Raw genomic sequence first — 21,899 nt, 5'->3', positions numbered from 1 at the left:
AGCCGACCCCGATTATGGACTGCTTCTGCCTTTCTTCCAAGAAATGGTGCTGTTTGAGAGCAATGGCCCTATGGTCTCCGAACAAAAGGAGAAGCTGGATGATTTATAGGACAAAATATACAAATGGTTAGTGATAGTTTATTAATTTTGGACATTCAGAAATCTTTTTAAACTATGAGTAAAACACAACATTGGCTGGTAAAAAGTGAACCTTTTAAATATAGCTGGGAAAAATTTAACAAAGATGGCAGGACCTTTTGGGATGGCGTGCGCAATTACCAGGCAAGAAACAACCTGAAAGAAATGAAAGAAGGCGATCTTGTGCTGTTTTACCATAGCAACGAAGGTAAAAATGTTGTTGGTATCGCTAAAGTGGTTAAAGAGTTTTATCAGGACCCTACAACTGATGATGCCAATTGGGTAGTGGTAGACCTGGCACCAGTTGAAGCACTTAAAAATCCGGTAAGCCTGGAACAGATCAAGGCAGAGGAAAGTCTTAAAGATATTTCTCTGGTCAGACAAGGTCGCTTATCTGTAATGCCGCTCAAAGCCGAAGAATTTGATAAGATACTGGAAATGTCGACTGGGGAATAACACAAAAGAATGGTTTATTTTGGCTTTATTCTTCAGGAAAAAACAACGCCTTTAGCTCTTTTGCATCATTAGGTTTCATTTTACCGCCTAATATCAAGCGCAATTGCCTTCTTCTTAAAGCTCCGGCAAACAATTCCTTTTCCGCTTCGGTTTCCGGTTTTAGTTCAGGAACAGGTATGGTTCTGCCGCTCTGGTCTACCGCCACAAAAGTATAATATGCTTCGTTGGATTTGGCCCTGCTTCCAGAAGGGATATTTTCAGCCCATACATCCAGTCTTACTTCTACTGAAGTATTAAAGGCACGAGTTACTTTAGCCTCAATGGTAATCACATCGCCAAGTTTAATGGGCTGCTGAAAGGATACATTATCTACTGATGCAGTAACTACAATCCGGTTACAATGTTTCTGAGCAGAAATGGCCGCTGCAATGTCCATCCAATGCAGTAAACGGCCTCCCATTAAATTGTTCAGCGTATTGGTGTCATTGGGTAATACCAATTCATTCATGATGGTGAAAGAGTCTTTCGGGCTTTTTATTTTTATACTCATAACTGCTGCAAAAGTAAGTAAAATTGAACAGACAGCCCAAATTGTAAAAATACCGCATAAAGGTTTAATAATTTGCAACTGCCGACAAACAATTCATGTCTGCTGATGTATATTCATTATATGGATAATCAAACGCTGTTGCAGTATTTTCACTGGTATTATAATGAAAATGAAAAATTATGGGTAAAGGCTATGAAAGATGCTGTTACATTAGCTGGTGCTGGTATAACCGGTGTGTGGTTGCCACCGGCTTATAAAGCAAATTCGGGCGGACAATCAGTGGGGTATGATCCTTATGATCTTTTTGATCTGGGGGAGTTTGACCAGAAAAATACGTTGGAAACCCGTTACGGAAGCAAAATGGAATATCAGCAGGCAATAAAGGCATTTCAGGAGCATGGCATTGCGGTAATTGCCGATGTGGTGTTTAACCATAAAGCCGGTGGTGATGAACTTGAAAAAATAATGGTAAGGACAGTAGACCCTGATAACAGACTGGAATTTACTTCTGATATATTTGAAATTGAGGCCTGGACTAAATTTACATTTCCGGGCAGAAATGGGCAGTATTCGGAATTTATATGGGATAAAAACTGTTTTAGTGGAATAGATTGGGCAGAAAACCTGAAAGAAACAGGGATTTACTCTATTCAAAATGAATATGGGGAAGGTTGGGAAGAGGTGCCCTCAACCGAACTGGGTAATTATGATTATCTGATGTATAACGATATTGAATTTAGAAATCCGGCTGTAAGAGCAGAATTGAAGTATTGGGGGGAATGGTATATTAAAAATTGTGGCATGAACGGTTTCCGGCTGGACGCAGTAAAACACATTTCGACAGATTTTTTAACAGAATGGCTGGATCATATAAGAGATACCTTTAGCCGGGATTTCTTTATCGTAGCCGAAAACTGGAACATTGAAGATCCTGCAGCCTTAACGCACTATCTGGAAATTACTGAGGGGAGGATGCAGCTGTTTGATCCTATGTTGCACCACAATTTTTATCTGGCTTCTACAACAGAAAATTACGATCTGACCAGGATATTTGACCATACATTGGTTCAATCCCATCCCGAATTTGCTGTTACATTTGTGGACAATCATGATTCTCAGCCCTTACAGGCCCTTGAATCTTATGTCGATTTCTGGTTCAGGCCCCTGGCTTATGCCTTAATATTGCTAAGGGAACAAGGCATACCCTGTGTATTTTACCCAGATTTGTATGGTGCAAAATATACCGATAAAACAGAAGAAGGTTATGATGCAGGTGTAGAACTGGTTGCGTTGGCTGCATTGCCAGATATGTTACGCATCCGTAAGGACCTGGCTTATGGAGAACAGCATGATTACATGGATTTTCCTAGCTGTATTGGCTGGACTAGGGAAGGAGTACCTGAAAAAGAAAATTCGGGAATAGCTGTATTGATGAGCAACGGAGATACAGGATTGAAACTGATGGAAATTGGCAAAGTACACACAGGAAGAGTAATGGTTGACGCACTGGGTATTAGGGCAGAAGAAGTATTGATTGATGAAAATGGTTGTGGGGAATTTTATTGTGATGCAGGCAGTGTTTCTATATGGGTTTTATCTTCTTAAAGTATTGACACTGCTATAGCCGATCAACTCTTCCCATCTGGCGCCCGGCTTTCTGTAATAGGCAAATACCTGGTAGGTATTGGCAGTTTCAAAATAGGAGCCTTCAAAAACAGTTTGGTCGGTTTGGCCTGTTTCTTTATTTACCCAGACATATTTATAATCGTACAAACCCTGTTTAAGTAAGACCGTTCCATAGAAACGTTTTTTTGAAGTGTCGAAAGTCATTTTACTATTTTCATCAAGGGTGTAGTTGTTAAAACGGCCAACTACATAGGCATCTCCGTTTGCAGTTGGTGGGCTGGCATTCAGCGTAAAAAAAATACGCGCATAATCACCATCGGTATTGTTATCCCGGCCTTCCTGGTTACGTATGAAAAAGCTGCCATTCTCATCTACCAGGTTGGTGTATTTTGGTTTATTGCCATTTATGTCCTGAAAAAGGACTACTTCATTGATCGCAGCTTTAACGATTTCCTGTACATTTTCGGCTTTATAGCGCAGGCTGCGGATGTCGAATTTTCTGAACTCATTGCCTGCCGGAAAATCGTTGGCCATCAGGTCGTTGTATACCAGCGATTCTGGTCTTATAAAAGTAGGCTTAGTATTTAATATCGCTGTTTGCGGGATGCCGTTCTGCATAACTACGGCCTTCAGGTCTATATATGGATTCTGAATAGGGATTTTATGGAAAATACTGAAGTTTACCTTCTGGTTACTAAAACGTAAAGGTACCTGTGAACTTGCAATTACTTCCGTACCTATATCAACCAGGTTTTCTACTACATAAAACCTTTGCGATATGACCGGCTTTTGCTGATTGCCATCTTCATAGATTTTGAGCAGGTAATTACCGGATATTTTTGGCCTGACCTGTGAGTTGGGCAGGCTAAGCTCATAATGTGTAAATTTTTGGAGGGTGCCAAATGAATATTTATAGTCATTGATCCTGTCATCGGGCAGACCATCAAGGTAATCCAGTACGGACAAACGCGAGGACTTCCAGTCGGATGTACAATGCTCTATCGTATACCAGTAAATTTTGCTGCCTCCGTCTAAATCATCAAATGAAAATAACAACCGTTCATTTGATCTTAATGTGATGACCGGAATAGATTGTTCTTTTTTAGTGTTGTAACATTGTACAGTTTTGATGTTGGGTAGGTATACCTTATTATCGTACACAAAAGCCTGGTTTTGTGCGAACGTACCCTGAATGCTGAACACCAGCAAAAAGAACAATCCTATCCGTTTTGTCATTTACTTTCCAGTTCCATAATCTGCGAAGCCAATTCTTCCCATGTATTTTGTGCGGTGTCCAGCAAAAACTTGGCCGTGGTATATGCTGCATTGGCCTCTGCTAACTTATTCGCATTTGAATAGGTTTCCTCGTCGGCTATTTTAGCTTCTATGGTTTTTACACTTTGCTCAAAAGCAGTAATTTCCTTTTCTGTTTTTTGCAGTTGGTCGTTTAGTTTTTTAAGCTGCTGCTGTGCATTTAAAGAAACTGGTTTCTCCTCAGCTTTAGGTTTTACTTCCTTTTCCTGTTTTACAGGTATTGGGGTAGCAACAGGCTGCGGCCTTTTGGCATTCCACTCTTCATATTCGGCATAGGTTCCAGGATATTCTTTAATGTTCTTCTCTTCTATGAACCAGATCTTATTGGCCACATTATCCAGGAAGTACCTGTCGTGGGAAACGGCAATAAAAGTACCTTCATACTGCTGCAGCGCCTGGATCAGGATATTTACAGACTGGATGTCCAGGTGGTTGGTAGGCTCATCCAGAATCAGGAAGTTAGAATCCGTCGTCAGTGATTTTGCCAATGCTACCCTCGATTTCTCTCCTCCGGAAAGTACCCTGATCTTTTTGAAAACATCATCACCGGTAAATAGAAAACAGCCTAATATGCCACGTAGTTCTGTGTCGGTATGTTTAGGTGCAAAAGCCTGCAGTTCTTCTAAAATGGTATTGTCCAGGTGCAGCGATTCCAGCTGGTGCTGTGCAAAAAAGGTAGTGGTAACGTTATGACCGGTTTCGCATTTCCCATCAAATTTCTCTGTGCCGGCAATGATCCTTAATAAAGTAGATTTTCCCTTACCATTGGCGCCGATCAGGGCAATTTTATCACCTTTTTCGATTACCCCTTCAGCATTTTCCAGAATTTCTACGTTAGGATAGCTTTTGGTGGCATTTTCAATGCGGACAACATGACGGCCTGAAGGTTTAGAAAATTTAAACTGGAAGTTAACTGTAGGATTATCATCGTCTACATCCTCTACACGTTCCAGCTTGTCCAGTGCTTTCATACGCGACTGTGCCATTTTAGCTTTGGAAGCTTTAGCCCTGAAGCGCTCGATCAGCCGTTCTTCCTGTTTGATTTTGGCCTGCTGATTTTTAAATTCACCTTTCTGGATCTCGCCCCTTAAAGCTTTCTCTTCAAGGTAAAATGTATAATTACCTGCATAAGGCGTCAGTTTGCCCTTGCGCGACTCTACAATTTTATTGACCACTTTATCCAGGAAATATCTATCGTGCGAAACGATAACTATGGCACCTTCAAAGCTTAATAAATAAGTTTCCAGCCACTTAATGGAAGGTAAATCCATGTGGTTGGTAGGTTCATCCAGTAACAGGATATCAGGTGTTTGCAGCAGGATCTTGGCCAGCATTACGCGCATCCGCCAACCCCCCGAAAAGGTATTCAAGGGTCTGTGCTGATCCTGGGTACTAAAACCAAGACCTGCGAGGATTTCGTTGGCACGGTATTCAATGTTATAGCCATCAAGTGCTTCAAACTCCTGTTGCTTGTCGCTCAGTTTATTTAAAACTTCTTCAGAATAATCAGTCTCAATTTTTTTTAAAAGTGCTTCAATCTCATCATGTAGCTGGTTTTGGCGTTCAAAAGCCTCCATTGCTACATGTAAAATGCTATGATGCGAATCATAAGAAAGCAAATCCTGGTTGAGGTAGCCGATCTTGAGGTCTTTCGACATAGAAATCGTTCCCGAAGAAGGTGCGTATTCGCCAACAATTATTTTTAATAGTGTAGATTTTCCTGTTCCATTGGCACCAATCAGTCCAATTCTCTCTCCCGGTTTAATGTGCCAGTCTGCTTCGTCGTATAATGCCCTGGAGCCCAGCAGGAATGTTAAGTCGTTTATTGAAATCATTTGGCTGCAAAAATACAACTTTGCAGGTAAAAATGAGGGAATTAGATTGCCTGAATCGCAAATTTGTGCCATTTTTTTTATCTTTGCAGCATGTATCAGCTCATTAAACCTATATTTTTCCGGTTCGATCCTGAAAAAGTGCATTATTTTGTTGTGAAAAGATTAAAATGGTTTCATGATCATTTTCCGCTGGGGAAGACAATTTTGCGTAGCAGCTTTGATGTTAACATTAAAGGACTGGAACGGGAGGTTTTTGGCATTAAATTCAAAAATCCGGTAGGTCTGGCTGCGGGCTTCGACAAAAACGGGGAATATATTGAAGCTTTGAGTGACCTGGGTTTTGGTTTTATAGAGGTAGGTACGGTAACGCCTTTACCTCAACCGGGGAACGATAAACCAAGAATGTTTCGTCTGGAAGAAGATAGTGCGCTGATCAACAGGATGGGATTTAACAACAAAGGGGTGGATACACTTGCTGAAAGGTTAAGGTTGCTGAGAGGTAAACATAAAGATATTGTTGTTGGTGGTAACATTGGAAAAAATAAGAATACCCCCAACGAGGATGCTGTTAGTGATTATGTCAAATGTTTTGACCGTTTGTTTGATGTAGTTGATTATTTTGTAGTGAATGTAAGTTCGCCCAATACGCCGGGTTTAAGAGCATTGCAGGAGAAGGAACCACTAATGAACCTGTTAAATACCCTGCAGCAGCGAAATCAGAAGGACGGCATTTCCAGGCCGATCTTATTGAAAATTGCACCTGATCTGACCAATGAGCAGCTGGATGATATTGTAGAGATTGTAATGCATACAGGGATTGCAGGAGTTATTGCTACCAACACTACCATAGACAGGAACGGTTTATATACTGCTGAAAAAGTAACAAATGAAGCTGGCGGCTTAAGTGGTAAACCTCTGACAATACGCTCTACCGAAGTGATTAAATATCTGTCGGACAAATCAAATAAAGCTTTTCCGATTATAGGTGTAGGTGGGATTCATTCCCCACAGGATGCCAAAGATAAATTGGAGGCAGGCGCATCTTTGGTACAATTGTATACTGGTTTTATTTACGAAGGTCCTGCAATCGTTAAACGAATCTGTAAAGAGTTGCTGGTAAAGTAATACCGGCAAATAAGTTATATGTAAAAGCCTTTCTGTTTTGCAGAAAGGCTTTTAATTTTGTTTGAAAAAAACTTATGCTTTTGCAGTTAATTGAGCAATAACAGCGTTGTTTTTAGCCAACTGATCTTTTGTAGATTGTTTAGATCTGCTGCCTAATTCGATGTTGGTAGCTAATTTTAAGAATTTCACATCTAATTTTGCGAAAGTTTTATTTCTTCTGTCTTTTCTTTTTAATCTGGTAACTGCCATGTCAATCTTTTTTATTTATTAATAAATCTGGAGGTCGAGAGCGGATTCGAACCGCTGTAGGAGGTTTTGCAGACCTCTGCCTAGCCACTCGGCCACTCGACCTGTTGAAATTCAGGCTGCAAAAATAGTAAATATAAGTTAGGATGCAACTTATTTGTTTAAATTTCTGCTAATATCTGCACATAATATAGCGGCAGATATGGCAACGTTCAAGGACTCAGCACCTCCAATGCGTGGAATGGTTACCGGGTGTGTAATTAATTTCATCACCGGGGGGGTAATTCCTTGCCCTTCGTTGCCCAAAATAACCAGTCCTTCGTTGCCCCAGTCCGTCTTATAAATACTTTTGCCATCTAAAACTGCACCAAACACAGGCAGTTTGAAGTTTGTTAAAATTCCGGGCAGATCTTCATAAAAAATATTAACCCTGCTTAAAGAGCCCATTGTTGCCTGTACTGTTTTTGGATTGTATACTTCCACACAATTGTTGGAGCAGATGATGTTTTTAAAGCCGAACCAATCGGCTGTACGGATAATGGTACCCATATTGCCTGGATCCTGTACTCCATCCAGTACTAAAGAGAAAAGATTTTTAAGTGTAGCAGGTTTAAAAAGAGGTGGTTCGGGAATGTTTACCAATGCTAAAATGCCCTGTGGGGTTTGCAGTGTACTAATCTTATCAAGTTCAGCGTTGTTTACTTCAAATAACTTTATATTTGCTGGCAAAGCTGGAAGTAATGATTGGTATTGTGCAAGGTAATAGATGCTGTGTACCTGGTAATTGGAGTGAATAAATTCTTCAATAGATTTTATACCTTCAATAATAAATATCCCGTTTTCTTTGCGGTACTTTTTTTGATGTAACGATTTTATAAAACTTATCTGAGATTTTGAAAGCATACCACGATTATAAAAATAATGTTCTGTTTCCTGCAATATTACTATTTATTATTGTTTTTGTGACAGCTTGTTCATCAACAAAGTACATTGCCGATTACCAGTCGATCGTTAAAAACGTAGAAATAGACAGTATTCCGAAACAGTTTGAAGAAGAAGCTTTTAATTATATCCAGAAAGATATCAGACCTGCATCAAGGCTGGGTATCAATGTGTTGATATATAATATGTTCAATACCAAAGACGGTAAGTATAAAACAACCAATATTAAACCTTTGGGCACCCCGCCACCAATTTTAGACAGTGCGCTGGTAGAGATTTCACGTAACCAAATAGAAAAATACCTGATGAGTAAAGGTTATTTTAATGCTCGTGTCAAATCTGATATTGAAGTGAAAAATCAACGGGCAGCAGTGTTTTTTAAGGCTAATACAGGTTCGTCATTTGCAGTAAATAAAGTTTCATATGAAATTCCCGATGAAAATATCAAAGCGTTGTACCTGTCAAAGAAAAATTCTTTCAGCCATCTGAAAGAAGGGTTGCGTTATGACGATGATTCGCTAGCTTATGAAAGGGATCAGATCTATCAGGTGATGAAACAGAATGGTTATTTTGATTTTGCGCGCCCTTATGTGAAGTTTTCTGTAGATTCTAACCTGAACAACAGTAAGGCTAATGTAACACTGATCATCGACAATCCTATTGATAAACCTAAACATCTTCCCTATGCAATTGGTGAAACCAATATTATTGTCGCGCCAAATGCCGATGGTTTTCCAGATTCTATTCCGATGAACAAAAGGTTATTTAATGGGGTAAGGTATACCGATCTTTCTAAGAAATTCAGGCGAAATCCAATTAACCGATACAATTTTCTGCATCAAGGTGATATCTACGACATCAGAAATGAAAATTTAACCTATGACCGTTTATATGAACTGAATGTTTTTAAGAATGTTAAAATAGATTACAACAAAGCCAAAGACAGTTCAAATCATGTTGAGCCTGTGATTCAGCTGATCCCTCAAAAGATCATGAGCAACCGTATAGAGGGTGAGATCCCCTTTAATGCGGGTACTGTAGGATTCACCCTGAGTAATACCTATACCAATAACAATTTGTTCAGGGGAGCGGAAAAGTTTGAGTTTCAGATTAAAGGTGGCTTACAGTCCAGGCTAGGGGCAGGTACTTCTATTTTTAAAGACATTTATCAGCGGGACTTTTCTGTAAGTGCCACGTTAACTGTTCCACGCTTAATGATTCCCTTTGCCAGAACTAAGCCAGGAAGGGGTGGTATGCCACATACGATATTTTCTGCCAGTTATCTTTACGGACTGCAAAAAAGTGCTTTTCAACGTAAAGTAATCCTTACATCTTTTGCTTACGAGTTTAGGGAAACAAGGTCTAAATTCCACGTTGTGACACCATTAAATTTTGAATATCGTTTTGGAAACTTGTTGCTGGATTCGACCACGACAAATGTGGGGGATTTGATTAACAATTTATATACACTTGAATTATTCAGTAGGAAAAGTGTGACGTTTGGAATTAAGTATGCTTATTCCCTTAATGCAGAAAAACTATCGACGAATAGCAATTTCCTTTACTTTAGGGGAGATATTGATCTTGCCGGTAACCTATTGGAGGGCATTTCAAAGGTATTAAAAACAAAGGTTGATACTGCGGGCAATGCAACTATTTTTGGTGTTCCGTTTAATCAATATGTACGACCTGACATTGATTTTCGCTTGTATAGAAGGCTAGGTGGAGACAGACAGCTTGTTGTCAGGTTAAATACAGGGATTGGTTATGCCTATGGAAACTCTAAGTACATCCCTTTTGAGAAATTATTTTATGGTGGCGGATCAAGCGGGGTAAGGGCCTGGCAGGCAAGAACTTTGGGGCCGGGAAATTACAATAGGGGAGAATCGTTAAAGACCGAAGAGGAACGTAGGTTGTATTATGGTCTTGATCAGACAGGCGAACTGCATATTGAAACAAATATTGAATACAGATATAAACTACTGAATAAGTTTTTTGGTGCTAAATTAAAGGGTGCTGTATTTTTAGATGCTGGAAACATCTGGAATGTTTCCAATGGAACATCAGAAACGAGATTTGATTTTAAAAGGTTAGGCAGCCAGATTGCGCTGGGTGCCGGTACTGGTTTCAGGTACGATGTGCAATATTTTGTTTTTAGATTTGATGTAGGCTTAAAGCTTAAGGACCCCCAGTTTTCCGGTTCCGAGCAATGGGTTATCAGCAAGTTTTTAAGTGGCGGTAAGGCCTTTAGAAGTGCTTATGATGCAATGAACAGCCCGGATAATTACCGTTTTGTACAGTATAACTTTGGTATAGGAATGCCTTTTTAAAACATTCCTTTTAATCCGTCAAAAATGGTTTCAAAAAAAGTAGAAAGATTTAAACCGTTACTGTGGTTGAAATAAATAAAGATTATAAGTATGATGACTGCAGCTATGATGAATTTTCTGAAGGCAAAAGCCAGAAATATAATAAGTGCGGGGAAAATAATGAGCCACATACTATTGATGGTATATGGGTTAAGTGAGCCATCTTTTTTATAAACGTATAGTAACTTACTGTGCGTGCCGCTTTCGTTCTGATGTTTGATGTAAACAAATGCAGAACGTTCTAGCTGAAGTGGTAAAATAGCCACACCATCATTAAATGTAACAGGCTGTGTAAAACCACTTACAGTAAAGGTATAGAGTCCGTTGATCTTTTCTATAGGATTGTCCAGAGAATCAGCTGCTATAATAGCAAGTTTACTGTTTTTAAGCAGGCTTTCTTTAACTATGAAATTATTGATGGCTGCTTTTTGTGCAAAGGCAAAACTGCTGAACGCCAAAAACAGAAGCAATAAATAGATTCGTTTCATTCTGTAGATCGTTTATTGTAAATTAAGTACCCCAAATGTAACAAAACACCGTTTCTTTTTATGGGGTCATCGTATAAATTATAACTCAGGCCAATGGGGCCCAGGGGGGTATGGTAAACCAGTCCGGCTGTTCCGGCATAATGCCATTTGGTAAAGGCAGTTTTATGCGTAATACCCTGAAAACCTACTTTTTCAAATTCCCGGTAAGGTAAGAATACATAGCCTTCTACCCGAATATCCAGACTTCTTTTTAAGCTGTATACATTTTTAATGCCTCCTGCGAGATAGGTAGTTGCCCTAAAATTTTCCAGAAATACGGACCTGCTGTCCTGTAAGGGATAAAATGCCGGGGCAGCCAACAGGGTTGAATAATAGTTGGAGAATAACGGTTGATTGGAGTACACTGCTTCTGCCAGGTAACCCATGGTATATTTGTTCAGGTGCAAAAAATAGTTTTCCTCGCTCATTTTAATTTTTATCCATTGCCGGAACTGTTTATTTACACTGACTTTAGTATTAGCCAGCAGGGGTAAACTGGTGCCGTTAATGTTGCCTGGTGTATAACTTTCTCTTCCGGCAAAATAATCAAAGCTGAGCAGGAAATTGCGTCCTTTATTTGCATATTGTTTACGGTTAAAGGTATATTGTTCGAAGGCAAGGGTAGACATAGCGCCGTTTAACACTGTTTTCTCCAGTATATCGCCAATGGAAAAAGTATTGTTAGGGCTATAGCGGTCGTTATTGTTAATGAAGGCCGTGCTAAGTGTGATTTTGGCATTTCTGTTTAGGGGCATGCCCATTTTTAACTCTATTTTTCTATCCGACTGCTCAATATAGGTTGGGCGTGGGTTTTCTATAAAAATGGAGCTTGTTTTGTAATAATCAAAGTGGTTATAAGTTACATCTGCTGCCAGGAATAGGGGAAGACCGGAAGGGTAATCTATTCGGCCATTCATCTGTAAAGATTCATAGAATCGACCTGAATAGAGGTTTAGGCCAAAAGTATAGGCTTTTCGTGCCAGATAATTGTACTGTAAACCTAAAAATACATTGCTGATAGGTCGGCTGGAAATATTTCCGCCGAAATCAATTTTCAGGCTTTTCCTGGGCTGGGCAATGATTTCGAGGTTGTAGTTATCTGATACCGGATTATAGGATATCCGGGGATAAATGGTTTCAAATGTCTCATCAGCTACCAGCTTATAATACCCTTGTTTGATGTCATTAATATTAAATGTGGGTTTGTTGTCTCTTTTAAAGAGCCGTTCAACGTATTTCTTTTGCTGGTCGTTGACGCCTGATACTGTTACATTGCTGAAAACCAGATCAGGTTTTCTATTGTTGAAATCGTTGCGCCTAGTCATCAGATCATTGATGTTTACCCGTCTTTTTATCTTTTTTTTAATTTCATCCATATTGGCCATCGTTGCATCATAACCTTGTTTGATCAGGGCCTGGACAGGGTTAAAATTAGTCACATTGTAATCTTTAAGGTCGGGTTGTATATAAACGCCATTATCGCCAATCAGGGTAGAGTCAGATTTGGAAAGGAACATAAATACCATAAGCCTGTTTACGAGTCGCTCATCCCGGTTTTTAGGATATTCGTTATAAGTTTTTGAAGAAACATTGGCACCGATCATGACTTCGGGGTTAAATTCCTTTTTCATTACGTCAGCCGGAAAGTTGTTGTATAAACCTCCGTCAAAAACATATTTCCCCTCGAGTTTTATAGGGCGGTAGATTAGTGGGACAGTCATGGTTGCCCTGACTGCCTCGGCCAGGTTCCCTTTTTTTACTGTAATGCTGGTTTGCGATAAAACATCAGAAACCATACAACGATATGGAACAAACAGGTTGTCGAAATTGTCTTTAGATATCGCCGAAGCCTGCGAAAAAAGCTCAAGCAGCGCAAAATTCAGTGGAATATCGTTCACCAGGTTAGACCTGAATGTCATCCTTAAGCTGGTATCCAGAGATAGCTTGGCCGTAACAATAGAGGGGTTTAGTGGTTTCTTTTGAAAGAAAAAAGTATAGTCGCTTTTAAAGCGGCCACTTACCCAGTCTTGAAAGTCCGGACTTAAAGCAATTTTTTCAATCTGGCCAGGGGTATAGCCGGCAGCGTACATAGCCCCCACTATGCCACCCATAGAAGTTCCGGTGATGTAATCTATCGGAATGTTATTTTCTTCCAGTGCTTTTAGGGTGCCAATATGTGCTATTCCTTTTGCGCCGCCGCCACTTAATACCAAACCTACTTTTTGAGCATATAGGGGAAATGTCAAAACAGCAAGGGTAAATACAAGTAGTTTCTTTAAAAACATCACACCCTAAAAATAGGGAAATTAGTTCAGAATGAAGATATTATAAGTAAGTACAGTTGCAAAAGCAACCCATAAAATATAAGGGATAAAAAGCAGGCCCGCCAGTTTATCAATTTTATAAAATACAAGGGCATTGATGATTATTACAATAAGCAATGCTATAATTTCAAACAATGCTACGCCAAGCTGATGGGCATAAAAGAAGATGAACGACCACATCAGGTTTAAAACCAGTTGTATGAGGTAAATGGCAATGGTACGTGGGAAGCGGGTTATGGTATGTCTTTTTTGCCATACCAGGTAGGCCGAAATACCTATCAATACATACAGGCTGCTCCACACCGGAGCAAAAATCTCATTTGGGGGGTTAAACGAAGGCTTTGTAAGTGTTACATACCAGGTTTTTACAGAACTTGCCGTAAAAAATGCTCCTATTGCCCCAATAATAAGTGGTACGGCTAGGTTAACAATAAAAGCAATTGGATTAAATTTCATAAGTTAGTTTCGTAAATAACAACAGCGGATATTAAACTGTTTGCTATTTTGTTTTTTGACTGGCCGTAATGGACATGCTGAAGTTATAATAAAGTACATCTCCCTTTTTCATCCGATGCTCACCACTGTAGTTATCAGCCAGAATGGCTTTGCCTTTTTGTTCGATATGGATGCCTCCTTTATCTCCATTTGACCAGGAGATGGGGGCAGTTTTATGTTGATTGTCTTCCAGAGTATACAACAGGCCACCAGTTATATCGCCAACCCATACTTTAGCCTGATCTTTGCCGGCAGCATCCCATTTCCAGTCAATTACCGGATCACGTTCATCACCCTTCTGGTTAAGTCCTCTTATATATTTTGCTGCTTCGGGTGTAAAGGGAATGTGTAGCCTGATGTTTTCCAGGTCTATATTATTTAATGCAGTGATTTTGACTACATAAATCATTTTTCCATGTAAGTTAAGGCTGCCACTTACTTCCATGTCAAGGCTGTCGGATGTGTTTTTTACGATCCAGCTTGCTTTGTCTGGCCTGCCTTTAGAGATCTCGAGCGGTGTGCTTTTAAATTTAATGTCTTTGTGGTTAGTTAAGCGGGGTATATGAAAATGAATAGGCTCTGTGATGAGTTTAAATGAAGTCTGGATCATTGCAGGAAAGCCATCTGTATTCAGGTCCAGTTGCTTACCAGGAAGGTAAATACTAGTGCCTTTAATTGTAAGAGGGGGGTAAGCAACTTGCAAATCCTGTGCGCCAGAGTTTTTAAACAGAAAAAGAATGATAGATAGGGTAATTATTTGTTTCATCATAGTTATGTCGGGTTTATCCGAAAATATTAAAATGGTAAAGATTTCTAAAAGTAAAACATTTTAAGCTTAGTTTATACATCCTATGATTCAATCTTCCTGGTCAGATGAACAATTTCCTTAATAGATTCATCCATTTGTATGGCTGTATGCTTAACCCTGGCCAGGAGCTCCAGGTTATCCGGATCGTCGGGCTCAATATTAAAAAGATCTACCAGCCCCAGTAAATTAGATACCGGGCCACGGATCTGGTGTGCCTGTACCCATGCTATTTCTTTAAACTTCTTGTTCTGGACCTCTATTTTATGCTGATAATTCTGCTGGGCTGTATTGTCGGTAAAATAAACTGCTAAGCCTGAATCTGTAGGGTAAGCATTAACCGAGAGCCATATATTTAATGGTGGATAAAATTCTTCAAAGTGAACTGAAACATTTTCTGATAAAGCTTTTTGATACAATTGAAAATAGGCCAGGTCTCTGGCCTCTGGAAAATATTCCCAAAGATTTTTTCCAATTATTCCTATCCTGCTTGTTTGAATGATCTTTTCGAATGCTTTGTTAATATAGGTTAATTCCCAGTTTCTGTTTACGGTAAAAAAACCATCTGTTATGCTTTCCAAGATATTTTCTATTTCTTTTGCTTTTTTCTTAAGTGCATTTTCAGCCTTTACTGTGACATCAATATCTATGGCCGTCACCAGTTTACAGATTTTACCGGCAAACCGGATCTGGTGGGTGAATATATGTACATAAAAAATTTCTCCGTTTTTTCGTATATGCTGCCAGATACCCGCATTTGAATAAGCTGCAGGCAGTTCTTCATTGATCTTATAAAAAGCTTCCAGTTCATCGACTGGCCTGATGTCTTTTGCAGTTAGTTCGAGAAACTCCTCTCTGGTGTATCCATATTGACGCAATGCTGCAGTATTTGCTTCCAGAAATTGAAAGGTGCCCTTTTCATAAATGTACATCGGACTTGGATTTTCTCTGAAAATACTCAGGTAGTTGCAGGTGTTTTGCTTTCTTTCAATAGCCAGTTGTATGGTTTTTTTTAAGAGTAAAGGTTGCAGCCAGGATTCGAGCAACCAATCGTCTGTACCAACGGGAAATGGCTGTTCTGCAGTAGTTGTACCAATAATTAAAATCAGGGGGACATCAGGGAAATCTGTATTTATTTGTGGGATGAATACGGCCGTTTGCTCCATGGCTTCCGTAAGTAAGAATATCACTTCGCAGTCAACGAAAGGAATTTTTTGTGCCGGAACTGAAACAATCTGGCTTTGCTGATATCCTATATTTAGGAGCAGGTTGATGAGGTTTTTATCATTGCCAGAGACACTTTCTCTAACAATTAATATATTCTGATGGAACATAAATGGTAGGTATTAACATCAGCTGATGGTATAGCTATTGAATTTAAAGAATTATATAATGAGATCAAAATATGTTTCTATAAATTATTGCAGATTTGATTTATAAAGTATTTTTTAGCATTTTAGGAATAAAAAAGAATATATATGAAGAAAATAATCGCATTAACATGGGTAGCCCTGTTGTTTACTACCTTCACTGTTTCGGCGCAACAGGACAAAAGCAAAAGGCCAAGTCCGCCAGCTAGTGTAAAGGGCACACTAGGTTCCGGAATAGTTGTGAGCATTGATTACAGCCAACCTTCGGTAAAAGGGCGTACAATAGGTAAAGAAATTGCCCCTTATGGTAAAGTTTGGCGTACCGGTGCTAACGAGGCAACCATATTTGAAGTGAGCAAAGACGTAAAGATTGATGGTAAAGTGCTGGCTGCAGGCAAATATGCGCTGCATTCTATTCCCGGTGAAAAGGAGTGGACGTTGATCTTTAACAAAAAATGGCAAAAATCGGGAACAGAATACGCTGAGACTGACGATGCTTTACGTGTAGTTGTTAAACCTCTAAAGGCTACTTCCTTCACAGAAAAGATGACTTTTACCATTGATAAGAATGGTAAAATATCCTTAATCTGGGGTGATGTTGTTGTTCCTTTTACAGTAAAATAATTTGATGTGGATTTTAATTAAATGAATCCCTATATTTGCGCTCCGGTTTCCGTAGTTCAATGGATAGAATTTTAGATTCCGGTTCTAAAGATGGGGGTTCGAATCCCTTCGGGAACACTTCAGAAAGAGGGAATTTCAGCAATGAGATTTCCTCTTTTTTTTATTTATGTATCTGATGTTCAGTTTTTTGTGATTTCTATGGGTTGGTTGAATTTTGACCACAAAAATCTTACTACTTATTGCTGCTTTTGTGGTTTGTTTTGTTTTAAGTGGTTGATTTATAGTTGTTTGGTTTTATTTTTCTGATCGAAGTTATAAAGAAAAGTTCGAACTCCAGGGAGGGTGAGTTAACAGGAGTCGAACTAAATAATATATCCCTAGTAGAGTAAAATTGTCGATTTAATAAAAAGTGGTTAATAGCGGGCGATTAGATGTGTATTACCCCTATATTGCCCACCAACCATGCTTTTAAACTGATCAGATTTTTAAGATCTATGTCAGGATGGCGGCTAAAAAAACTCCATAGCCAGCTCGTGATTTTTTGATATCCTTGGCAATCTTCCGTAAGTCTCCCAGCTTGGTTTTTGTGTTGATCTGGCCCAAAACGTTTTCTGCTTTTGAAGAGAATTTCATAACAAACCTTTTTTTATTAAAATAGCTAAAAATTATGTTTTAGTAAAACTCCAATAATTTTGTCCAAGTTTAATATGATTAAACTTATGTTTGTTTTTTAATTTAATCTATGGTAATGCTCAACCGTTTGATTTGTTTATACTTTTTATTACTGTTCCATCTGACGGCCACTGCCCAGATTTTCGACACGCGGTTCAGCAATTCTTCCAAAGTACTGCTACTTCAGGGAAGAGTCAGGGAAATAACTACCCGGTTATATAATAATGGGAAACAGAGAGATACAACTAAAAAAGTACTCTGGGCCGTAATAGTTCAAAAGTTTAACCACCAGGGAAACTTATCGGAACGCACACAATACCTGGCTGATGGACGTTTAGCGGCCAGGGATGTCTATACCTATGAAAATGGGCAAATATCAGCGCATATATATTATAATAAAGACAGCCTGAAGCCCGCTTTGGTTACCAAATGCAAAGTAAATCTAAAGGAGAATACTATAACCACTGAAGCATTTTCCCGGGATTCAGATCAAGTTTTTTTTACAAAGACTTACAAATATGACGCAAAGGGAAGACTCATATCAATGACTTCTTATGAGCGTAGCGGTAAAAAGGATGTTACCACCTACACTTACAATGCGCTAAAGAATAGTGTAATAAATAGGTCCACTTATTCTAAATCGTATTTCATTCAATACTATGATAAAAACCAGTTTCAAATAGGGTGGGATATTTTCAATGATAAAGGCTATCCCGAAACCCAGTACTATTTTTTAAATGACAAATTTGGCAATCATGTTGAGTATGGTACATATGACCAGATGCGGAAACGACATACTGTACATACTACTGTCTATTCCTATGATAAGCGAAATAACTGGCTAACGATGAAGAATATCGATGGGAGGTCCACACGATGGGAAGAGCGGAATATTCTTTATTATTAAAAAAACTTACTATGAGAAAGACTTACAATATACTAATTTCAAAATCAACGCTTATGCCTAAAATTATCGCAATTTTCCTATTGTTCTTTATCGCTAAAACTTTAACGGCACAAACTTACAAGCCAGATCCAAATGGCTATATCGCAAATCCCAAATTCCATCAACTACTTAAGGACAAGGGGTACAGTCTGGTTGGTAAATTTGATACACTGCAAAAAAATCCTTTGATGCTGGCGGCTAAAGCTGTTTACAATGGAAAGTCGCAATTGATTGATGTACGGGCAAATATTATTCCTGAAGATCAGATTCCTGGTTACAGGACTTATAACGGTGATATGAGTATGGGGGATGCAGGGATAACCATCTCTAGTCATGACTATGGAAGAAACGATCCCTATCAACAGATCAATATCAACGGACGATTAGGCACGGTCCACAAAACCAGTCAGCAAAAAGGATTGGACGCTGCCTATGATAATCTGACGTACATTAGCGAAAACCTCCTTAAAATAGAAAAAGATGGAAAAAAAGGACTTGCTCAAAGTAATGGTGTCATTATAAAAAAACCACAGTATCAAGATATTTCCTTATTCGATTCTTACAATGACCGTAAGAAAAATGAGCTGTTCCAAATCAGGCAAAACGACAAATATGGACTTATCAGCAAAACCGGACAAGTGGTTTTGCCGGCTAAATACGATGACCTTAGCTACCTGCCGTATGCGGATAATAGTGGCAGGTTAATTCTGTTTAGCTCGGAGAAGAAAAAAGGGATAGCCAACAGTAAAGGTCAGGTACTGTTGCTTCCTGCCTACGATGAGATACGGGTAATTACCAAAGGTCTGTTTTTGGTATCCATGCAAACCCAACAGGGCAAACGTTATGGTTTGATAGACACTTTGGGGAAAACCATTTTGTCGCCTGGTCTGAGTCAACCTCCAAAGTATCTTCATGAACAGCGTTTACTCCAGATCAATGAAGGCAATCCAGCAAAAGCACAAGTTGGACTGATGAACCTGAGTGGAAAAATGCTTGTCCCACCGGTTTACCAGGAGCTGGTATATTTCAAAAAGCAAATTGTGGTTGTAGAAAAGGATAGGAAGTTTGGTGCAATATCCCTTCTCGGCACTGAGGTTTTACCTTGCAGCTATGATGTGCTTTACATCGATGAAAAAGCTTCACTAATTGTGGTAGAACGAGGTCAGAAAAGGGGGCTGACCGATCTGACGGGAAAACCCGTATTACCGCTTATTTACGACGATTTATTACTCGCCCGTAATGGTACTGTTGTGATCAGTCAGGCTGGAAAATGGAATAGAATGAACCTAAAAACCAAAGCCGCTGTGTCACTGCCGTACGATTATATTGAGCCTAACAATAACATATTGATTGTTAAAAAGGCAGACAAATCTGGTGTGCTGGACCTTGAAGGTAATGTTCTGTTTCCAGTTCAATACCCCAGAATCAGGGATGCTTATCACGCCCAAACCAGGGGAATCATTACCATAGAAATTGATAGAGAGCGGTTTTTGGTTGATCGTTATGGCAACGAGGTTCCACAACGTGGCTCAGGTTACTGATTTTTGAAGTATAAGAATCCTTTTGGATCGGCAAAACCGAGTACCTTACCCCCACTGTCTTTTAACTCAAATACTGCGTAGCCGTTGGTCATAGGTAGTTTGCGGTTTACGGCATACGGGAACTTCGGTTCAATTCTATTCTTGTACATATCCAGGTACCCAAACTTACCCTGATGGATAATAGAAAAGGAGAGGAAAGACTCTTCCGGAACAATTTTATCATACTTTACCGGAAAAACAATTTTACCTTCATTATCGGCAATACCATAGAGATTTCCTTTTTTCAGTACCCACATTGGTCCCGAGCCATTTGAGCGGATAATCTCGTCATATATGACAGGCTGCACCTCCCTGCCTTGTGCGTCAATCACTCCCCAATAGGTTTTATGGTCTTTGTCCGATATCTGGGCCGCCAGAAATATAGGCTTGCCTGCGGCCGAGCTTTTGAAATAGATCAGGTCATTGTATAACGCCGGAACGGGTTTACCCTCAACAAAAACCCCTTTCTTACCATTTTTGGTATAGCGCAGGTAATTCTGGTAAGTATAGATCGTATCGGTTGCCTTGGTCCAATAGCTATCGGTAGTATGGTATTGCCCAAAACGACCTGAACTAAAATCGGTAAGCATGATGCTGTCGGCTTGTAAACTCAGCTTGATGGTGTCGGATTTGACCCCCTTTTCTCTGTACCGCATGGTTATGGTAACTTGCGACCAACCATCCCGGGTTTTGATGAATTTCTTCTCAAACATCAGGTTATTGCCTTTGTTGCCTGACACCCCGCCATATTCCATGTTACGTGCCTTATAAAGTGCATCACCGGTACCTCCTCTGGTTTCTGGCAGTGCGGCCAGCTGTTTAATATCAAACTTGTTTGTGGCGATATTGTAAATCAGTTCATAGAAAGAAGGTTTGGATTTTTCAGCAGCACCAACAGTGGCGTACAGGCGGCCCTGTTGGTCGGAAAGGTACACATAAGCCATCTTCTGAAAGAACCATTGCGTGATGACCTGCTTTTTATGATCGTATAAAAACGCTCCTGAACAATTTTTGCCAAAGGTTACAAACATCATCATTTGCGGTTGTTTTGAATACTTAACCGGAGTAATTTCCATAATCGAATCGGGGAAGAGCACTGTGCCCTTTAGGTTTCTGACGATTGTTCTGCTACCCCCAACAGTATGATTATTTTCAATCTGCCGGTTTTCCTGGATAAAGACCGAGTCGATGAACAATCGATAGTGCTTAGCAGTCAATATGGTAGAAGTGCCTTGAAGCAAGCCATACTTCTTGTTTTTTTGTGTAATGAAAAAAGGAATTGATTCTTTGCTACCCACCCTTTTTACCTGATCGAGCTCTATTGCATCATAAGCTGGGGTTAATTTAATGGTTCCGGTAGTATCTGCCAGTCCCCACAGTTTACCTAAGCGATATGGAATAAGGGGAGATTGAGCGTTAGTTGTATTGAATGCAAAAAGCATTAATAGTGAAAGTATTAATTTTTTCATGAAAATTTTTGATGTGAAAGTTTAAAGATACAATTTGATTTTAAGTTTTTAAGTAATTTAAATCTAGAGCTTGATGGCGATTCTGTAATAAAGATAAATGGTAATATATCTCATTCTTAAATTTGGGTATTCTGAAATTTACCACAATAACCTAGGTGTATAATAAAATTCCAGAAACTATTGTGGCTCGCAGAGTCGAGTCCAACTCCAACTTCTCCTTTTCCCTTTTGAGGTTCAGGATGCTTGTTATATAAAATGCCAGTTGTGTAATTCAGGTACCATAATTTATCTGAATAGACAAAGATTTGAAGTGGGGCAATACACCCGATCAACTATTATCTGGAACGGTACTAATCGGGGTTGGTATTTCTGTATGGGTTCTTTCTTTCGGTGCTATTGCTGCTTTAATGGATTATTCCCTTCAGGTAGTAAAGTTCATTATGACTGTTATTGAAGTTGCTTTCTTGGTGATTATTTCAGGAGGAT

19 protein-coding genes and 2 tRNA genes are annotated in these 21,899 nt (G+C 39.4%); 8 read left to right on the top strand and 13 right to left on the bottom strand.

What is annotated here, in order from left to right:
• Window positions 1–174 precede the first annotated feature (174 nt).
• Complete coding sequence (locus HDC92_RS13295) at window positions 175–594, top strand: EVE domain-containing protein (RefSeq protein WP_012781421.1); 420 nt, start codon at window positions 175–177, stop codon at window positions 592–594.
• 25 nt (window positions 595–619) lie between these two features.
• Here HDC92_RS13295 and HDC92_RS13290 read toward each other — a convergent pair whose 3' ends face one another.
• Complete coding sequence (locus HDC92_RS13290; protein ID WP_012781422.1) at window positions 620–1,144, bottom strand: acyl-CoA thioesterase; 525 nt, start codon at window positions 1,142–1,144, stop codon at window positions 620–622.
• A gap of 120 nt (window positions 1,145–1,264) precedes the next feature.
• On the opposite strand from HDC92_RS13290, the gene HDC92_RS13285 reads away from it, so the two are divergent.
• Window positions 1,265–2,749 carry an alpha-amylase gene (locus HDC92_RS13285; RefSeq protein ID WP_036674249.1) on the top strand — a complete coding sequence of 495 codons (1,485 nt, stop codon included), beginning with the start codon at window positions 1,265–1,267 and terminating at the stop codon, window positions 2,747–2,749.
• Here HDC92_RS13285 and HDC92_RS13280 read toward each other — a convergent pair.
• Together HDC92_RS13280 and HDC92_RS13275 are read right to left on the bottom strand one after the other, a co-directional pair.
• A complete protein-coding gene (locus HDC92_RS13280) occupies window positions 2,738–4,006 on the bottom strand; it encodes a DUF5103 domain-containing protein (protein WP_183875181.1) in 1,269 nt (422 codons plus the stop codon). The genes HDC92_RS13285 and HDC92_RS13280 overlap by 12 nt on opposite strands.
• Entirely contained in the window at window positions 4,003–5,919 is a 1,917-nt protein-coding gene (locus HDC92_RS13275; RefSeq protein ID WP_012781425.1) for an ABC-F family ATP-binding cassette domain-containing protein, read from the bottom strand. The genes HDC92_RS13280 and HDC92_RS13275 overlap by 4 nt, the downstream gene beginning before the upstream one ends.
• 90 nt (window positions 5,920–6,009) lie before the next feature.
• Between HDC92_RS13275 and HDC92_RS13270 the strand changes: the two genes are divergently transcribed.
• Window positions 6,010–7,044, top strand: coding sequence for a quinone-dependent dihydroorotate dehydrogenase (locus tag HDC92_RS13270; RefSeq protein WP_012781426.1), 1,035 nt, complete (start codon window positions 6,010–6,012; stop codon window positions 7,042–7,044).
• 72 nt (window positions 7,045–7,116) lie between these two features.
• Here HDC92_RS13270 and HDC92_RS13265 read toward each other — a convergent pair whose 3' ends face one another.
• From HDC92_RS13265 to HDC92_RS13255, 3 genes are all read right to left on the bottom strand, one after another.
• A complete protein-coding gene (locus HDC92_RS13265) occupies window positions 7,117–7,293 on the bottom strand; it encodes a hypothetical protein (RefSeq protein ID WP_012781427.1) in 177 nt (58 codons plus the stop codon).
• Between the two features lie 28 nt (window positions 7,294–7,321).
• A tRNA-Cys gene (locus tag HDC92_RS13260) sits at window positions 7,322–7,395 on the bottom strand.
• Between the two features lie 48 nt (window positions 7,396–7,443).
• Window positions 7,444–8,193, bottom strand: a complete 750-nt coding sequence (locus HDC92_RS13255) for a TrmH family RNA methyltransferase (RefSeq protein ID WP_183875179.1) — start codon at window positions 8,191–8,193, stop codon at window positions 7,444–7,446.
• On the opposite strand from HDC92_RS13255, the gene HDC92_RS13250 reads away from it, so the two are divergent.
• Window positions 8,184–10,562, top strand: a complete 2,379-nt coding sequence (locus tag HDC92_RS13250) for a BamA/TamA family outer membrane protein (RefSeq protein ID WP_049772221.1) — start codon at window positions 8,184–8,186, stop codon at window positions 10,560–10,562. The genes HDC92_RS13255 and HDC92_RS13250 overlap by 10 nt on opposite strands.
• Here the strand turns inward: HDC92_RS13250 and HDC92_RS13245 are convergent.
• From HDC92_RS13245 to HDC92_RS13225, 5 genes are all read right to left on the bottom strand, one after another.
• Window positions 10,559–11,089, bottom strand: a complete 531-nt coding sequence (locus HDC92_RS13245) for a hypothetical protein (RefSeq protein ID WP_183875177.1) — start codon at window positions 11,087–11,089, stop codon at window positions 10,559–10,561. The two genes, HDC92_RS13250 and HDC92_RS13245, sit on opposite strands and share 4 nt — an antisense overlap.
• A complete protein-coding gene (locus tag HDC92_RS13240) occupies window positions 11,086–13,374 on the bottom strand; it encodes a patatin-like phospholipase family protein (RefSeq protein ID WP_255484527.1) in 2,289 nt (762 codons plus the stop codon). The genes HDC92_RS13245 and HDC92_RS13240 overlap by 4 nt, the downstream gene beginning before the upstream one ends.
• Before the next feature lie 60 nt (window positions 13,375–13,434).
• Window positions 13,435–13,908, bottom strand: a complete 474-nt coding sequence (locus tag HDC92_RS13235) for a TspO/MBR family protein (RefSeq protein ID WP_012781432.1) — start codon at window positions 13,906–13,908, stop codon at window positions 13,435–13,437.
• Between the two features lie 43 nt (window positions 13,909–13,951).
• Window positions 13,952–14,716 carry a glycoside hydrolase domain-containing protein gene (locus HDC92_RS13230; protein WP_183875173.1) on the bottom strand — a complete coding sequence of 255 codons (765 nt, stop codon included), beginning with the start codon at window positions 14,714–14,716 and terminating at the stop codon, window positions 13,952–13,954.
• Window positions 14,717–14,796: 80 nt separating this feature from the next.
• Window positions 14,797–16,086, bottom strand: a complete 1,290-nt coding sequence (locus tag HDC92_RS13225) for a PAS domain-containing protein (RefSeq protein ID WP_183875171.1) — start codon at window positions 16,084–16,086, stop codon at window positions 14,797–14,799.
• Window positions 16,087–16,230: 144 nt separating this feature from the next.
• Here HDC92_RS13225 and HDC92_RS13220 point away from each other — a divergent pair, with 144 nt between their 5' ends.
• Window positions 16,231–16,746 carry a DUF2911 domain-containing protein gene (locus HDC92_RS13220; RefSeq protein WP_012781435.1) on the top strand — a complete coding sequence of 172 codons (516 nt, stop codon included), beginning with the start codon at window positions 16,231–16,233 and terminating at the stop codon, window positions 16,744–16,746.
• Between the two features lie 45 nt (window positions 16,747–16,791).
• Window positions 16,792–16,863: transfer RNA gene (locus HDC92_RS13215), tRNA-Arg, on the top strand.
• Window positions 16,864–17,238: 375 nt separating this feature from the next.
• Here the strand turns inward: HDC92_RS13215 and HDC92_RS13210 are convergent.
• Window positions 17,239–17,379 (bottom strand): hypothetical protein, encoded by a 141-nt coding sequence (locus HDC92_RS13210; protein WP_221270963.1) that lies wholly within the window; start codon window positions 17,377–17,379, stop codon window positions 17,239–17,241.
• A gap of 115 nt (window positions 17,380–17,494) precedes the next feature.
• On the opposite strand from HDC92_RS13210, the gene HDC92_RS13205 reads away from it, so the two are divergent.
• Together HDC92_RS13205 and HDC92_RS13200 are read left to right on the top strand one after the other, a co-directional pair.
• The gene (locus tag HDC92_RS13205; RefSeq protein ID WP_183875170.1) at window positions 17,495–18,325 is read left to right on the top strand and encodes a hypothetical protein; all 831 of its coding nucleotides are present in this window, start codon (window positions 17,495–17,497) and stop codon (window positions 18,323–18,325) included.
• Between the two features lie 53 nt (window positions 18,326–18,378).
• Window positions 18,379–19,905 carry a WG repeat-containing protein gene (locus HDC92_RS13200; protein ID WP_183875167.1) on the top strand — a complete coding sequence of 509 codons (1,527 nt, stop codon included), beginning with the start codon at window positions 18,379–18,381 and terminating at the stop codon, window positions 19,903–19,905.
• Here HDC92_RS13200 and HDC92_RS13195 read toward each other — a convergent pair.
• Window positions 19,899–21,413, bottom strand: a complete 1,515-nt coding sequence (locus tag HDC92_RS13195; RefSeq protein ID WP_183875165.1) for a WG repeat-containing protein — start codon at window positions 21,411–21,413, stop codon at window positions 19,899–19,901. The two genes, HDC92_RS13200 and HDC92_RS13195, sit on opposite strands and share 7 nt — an antisense overlap.
• Window positions 21,414–21,899: the final 486 nt, after the last annotated feature.

This window comes from Pedobacter sp. AK017, assembly GCF_014200825.1.
Lineage (GTDB): Bacteria > Bacteroidota > Bacteroidia > Sphingobacteriales > Sphingobacteriaceae > Pedobacter > Pedobacter heparinus.
Note: the sequence above shows the minus strand (reverse complement) of the source record. Positions and strands in the feature narration are given on the sequence as shown.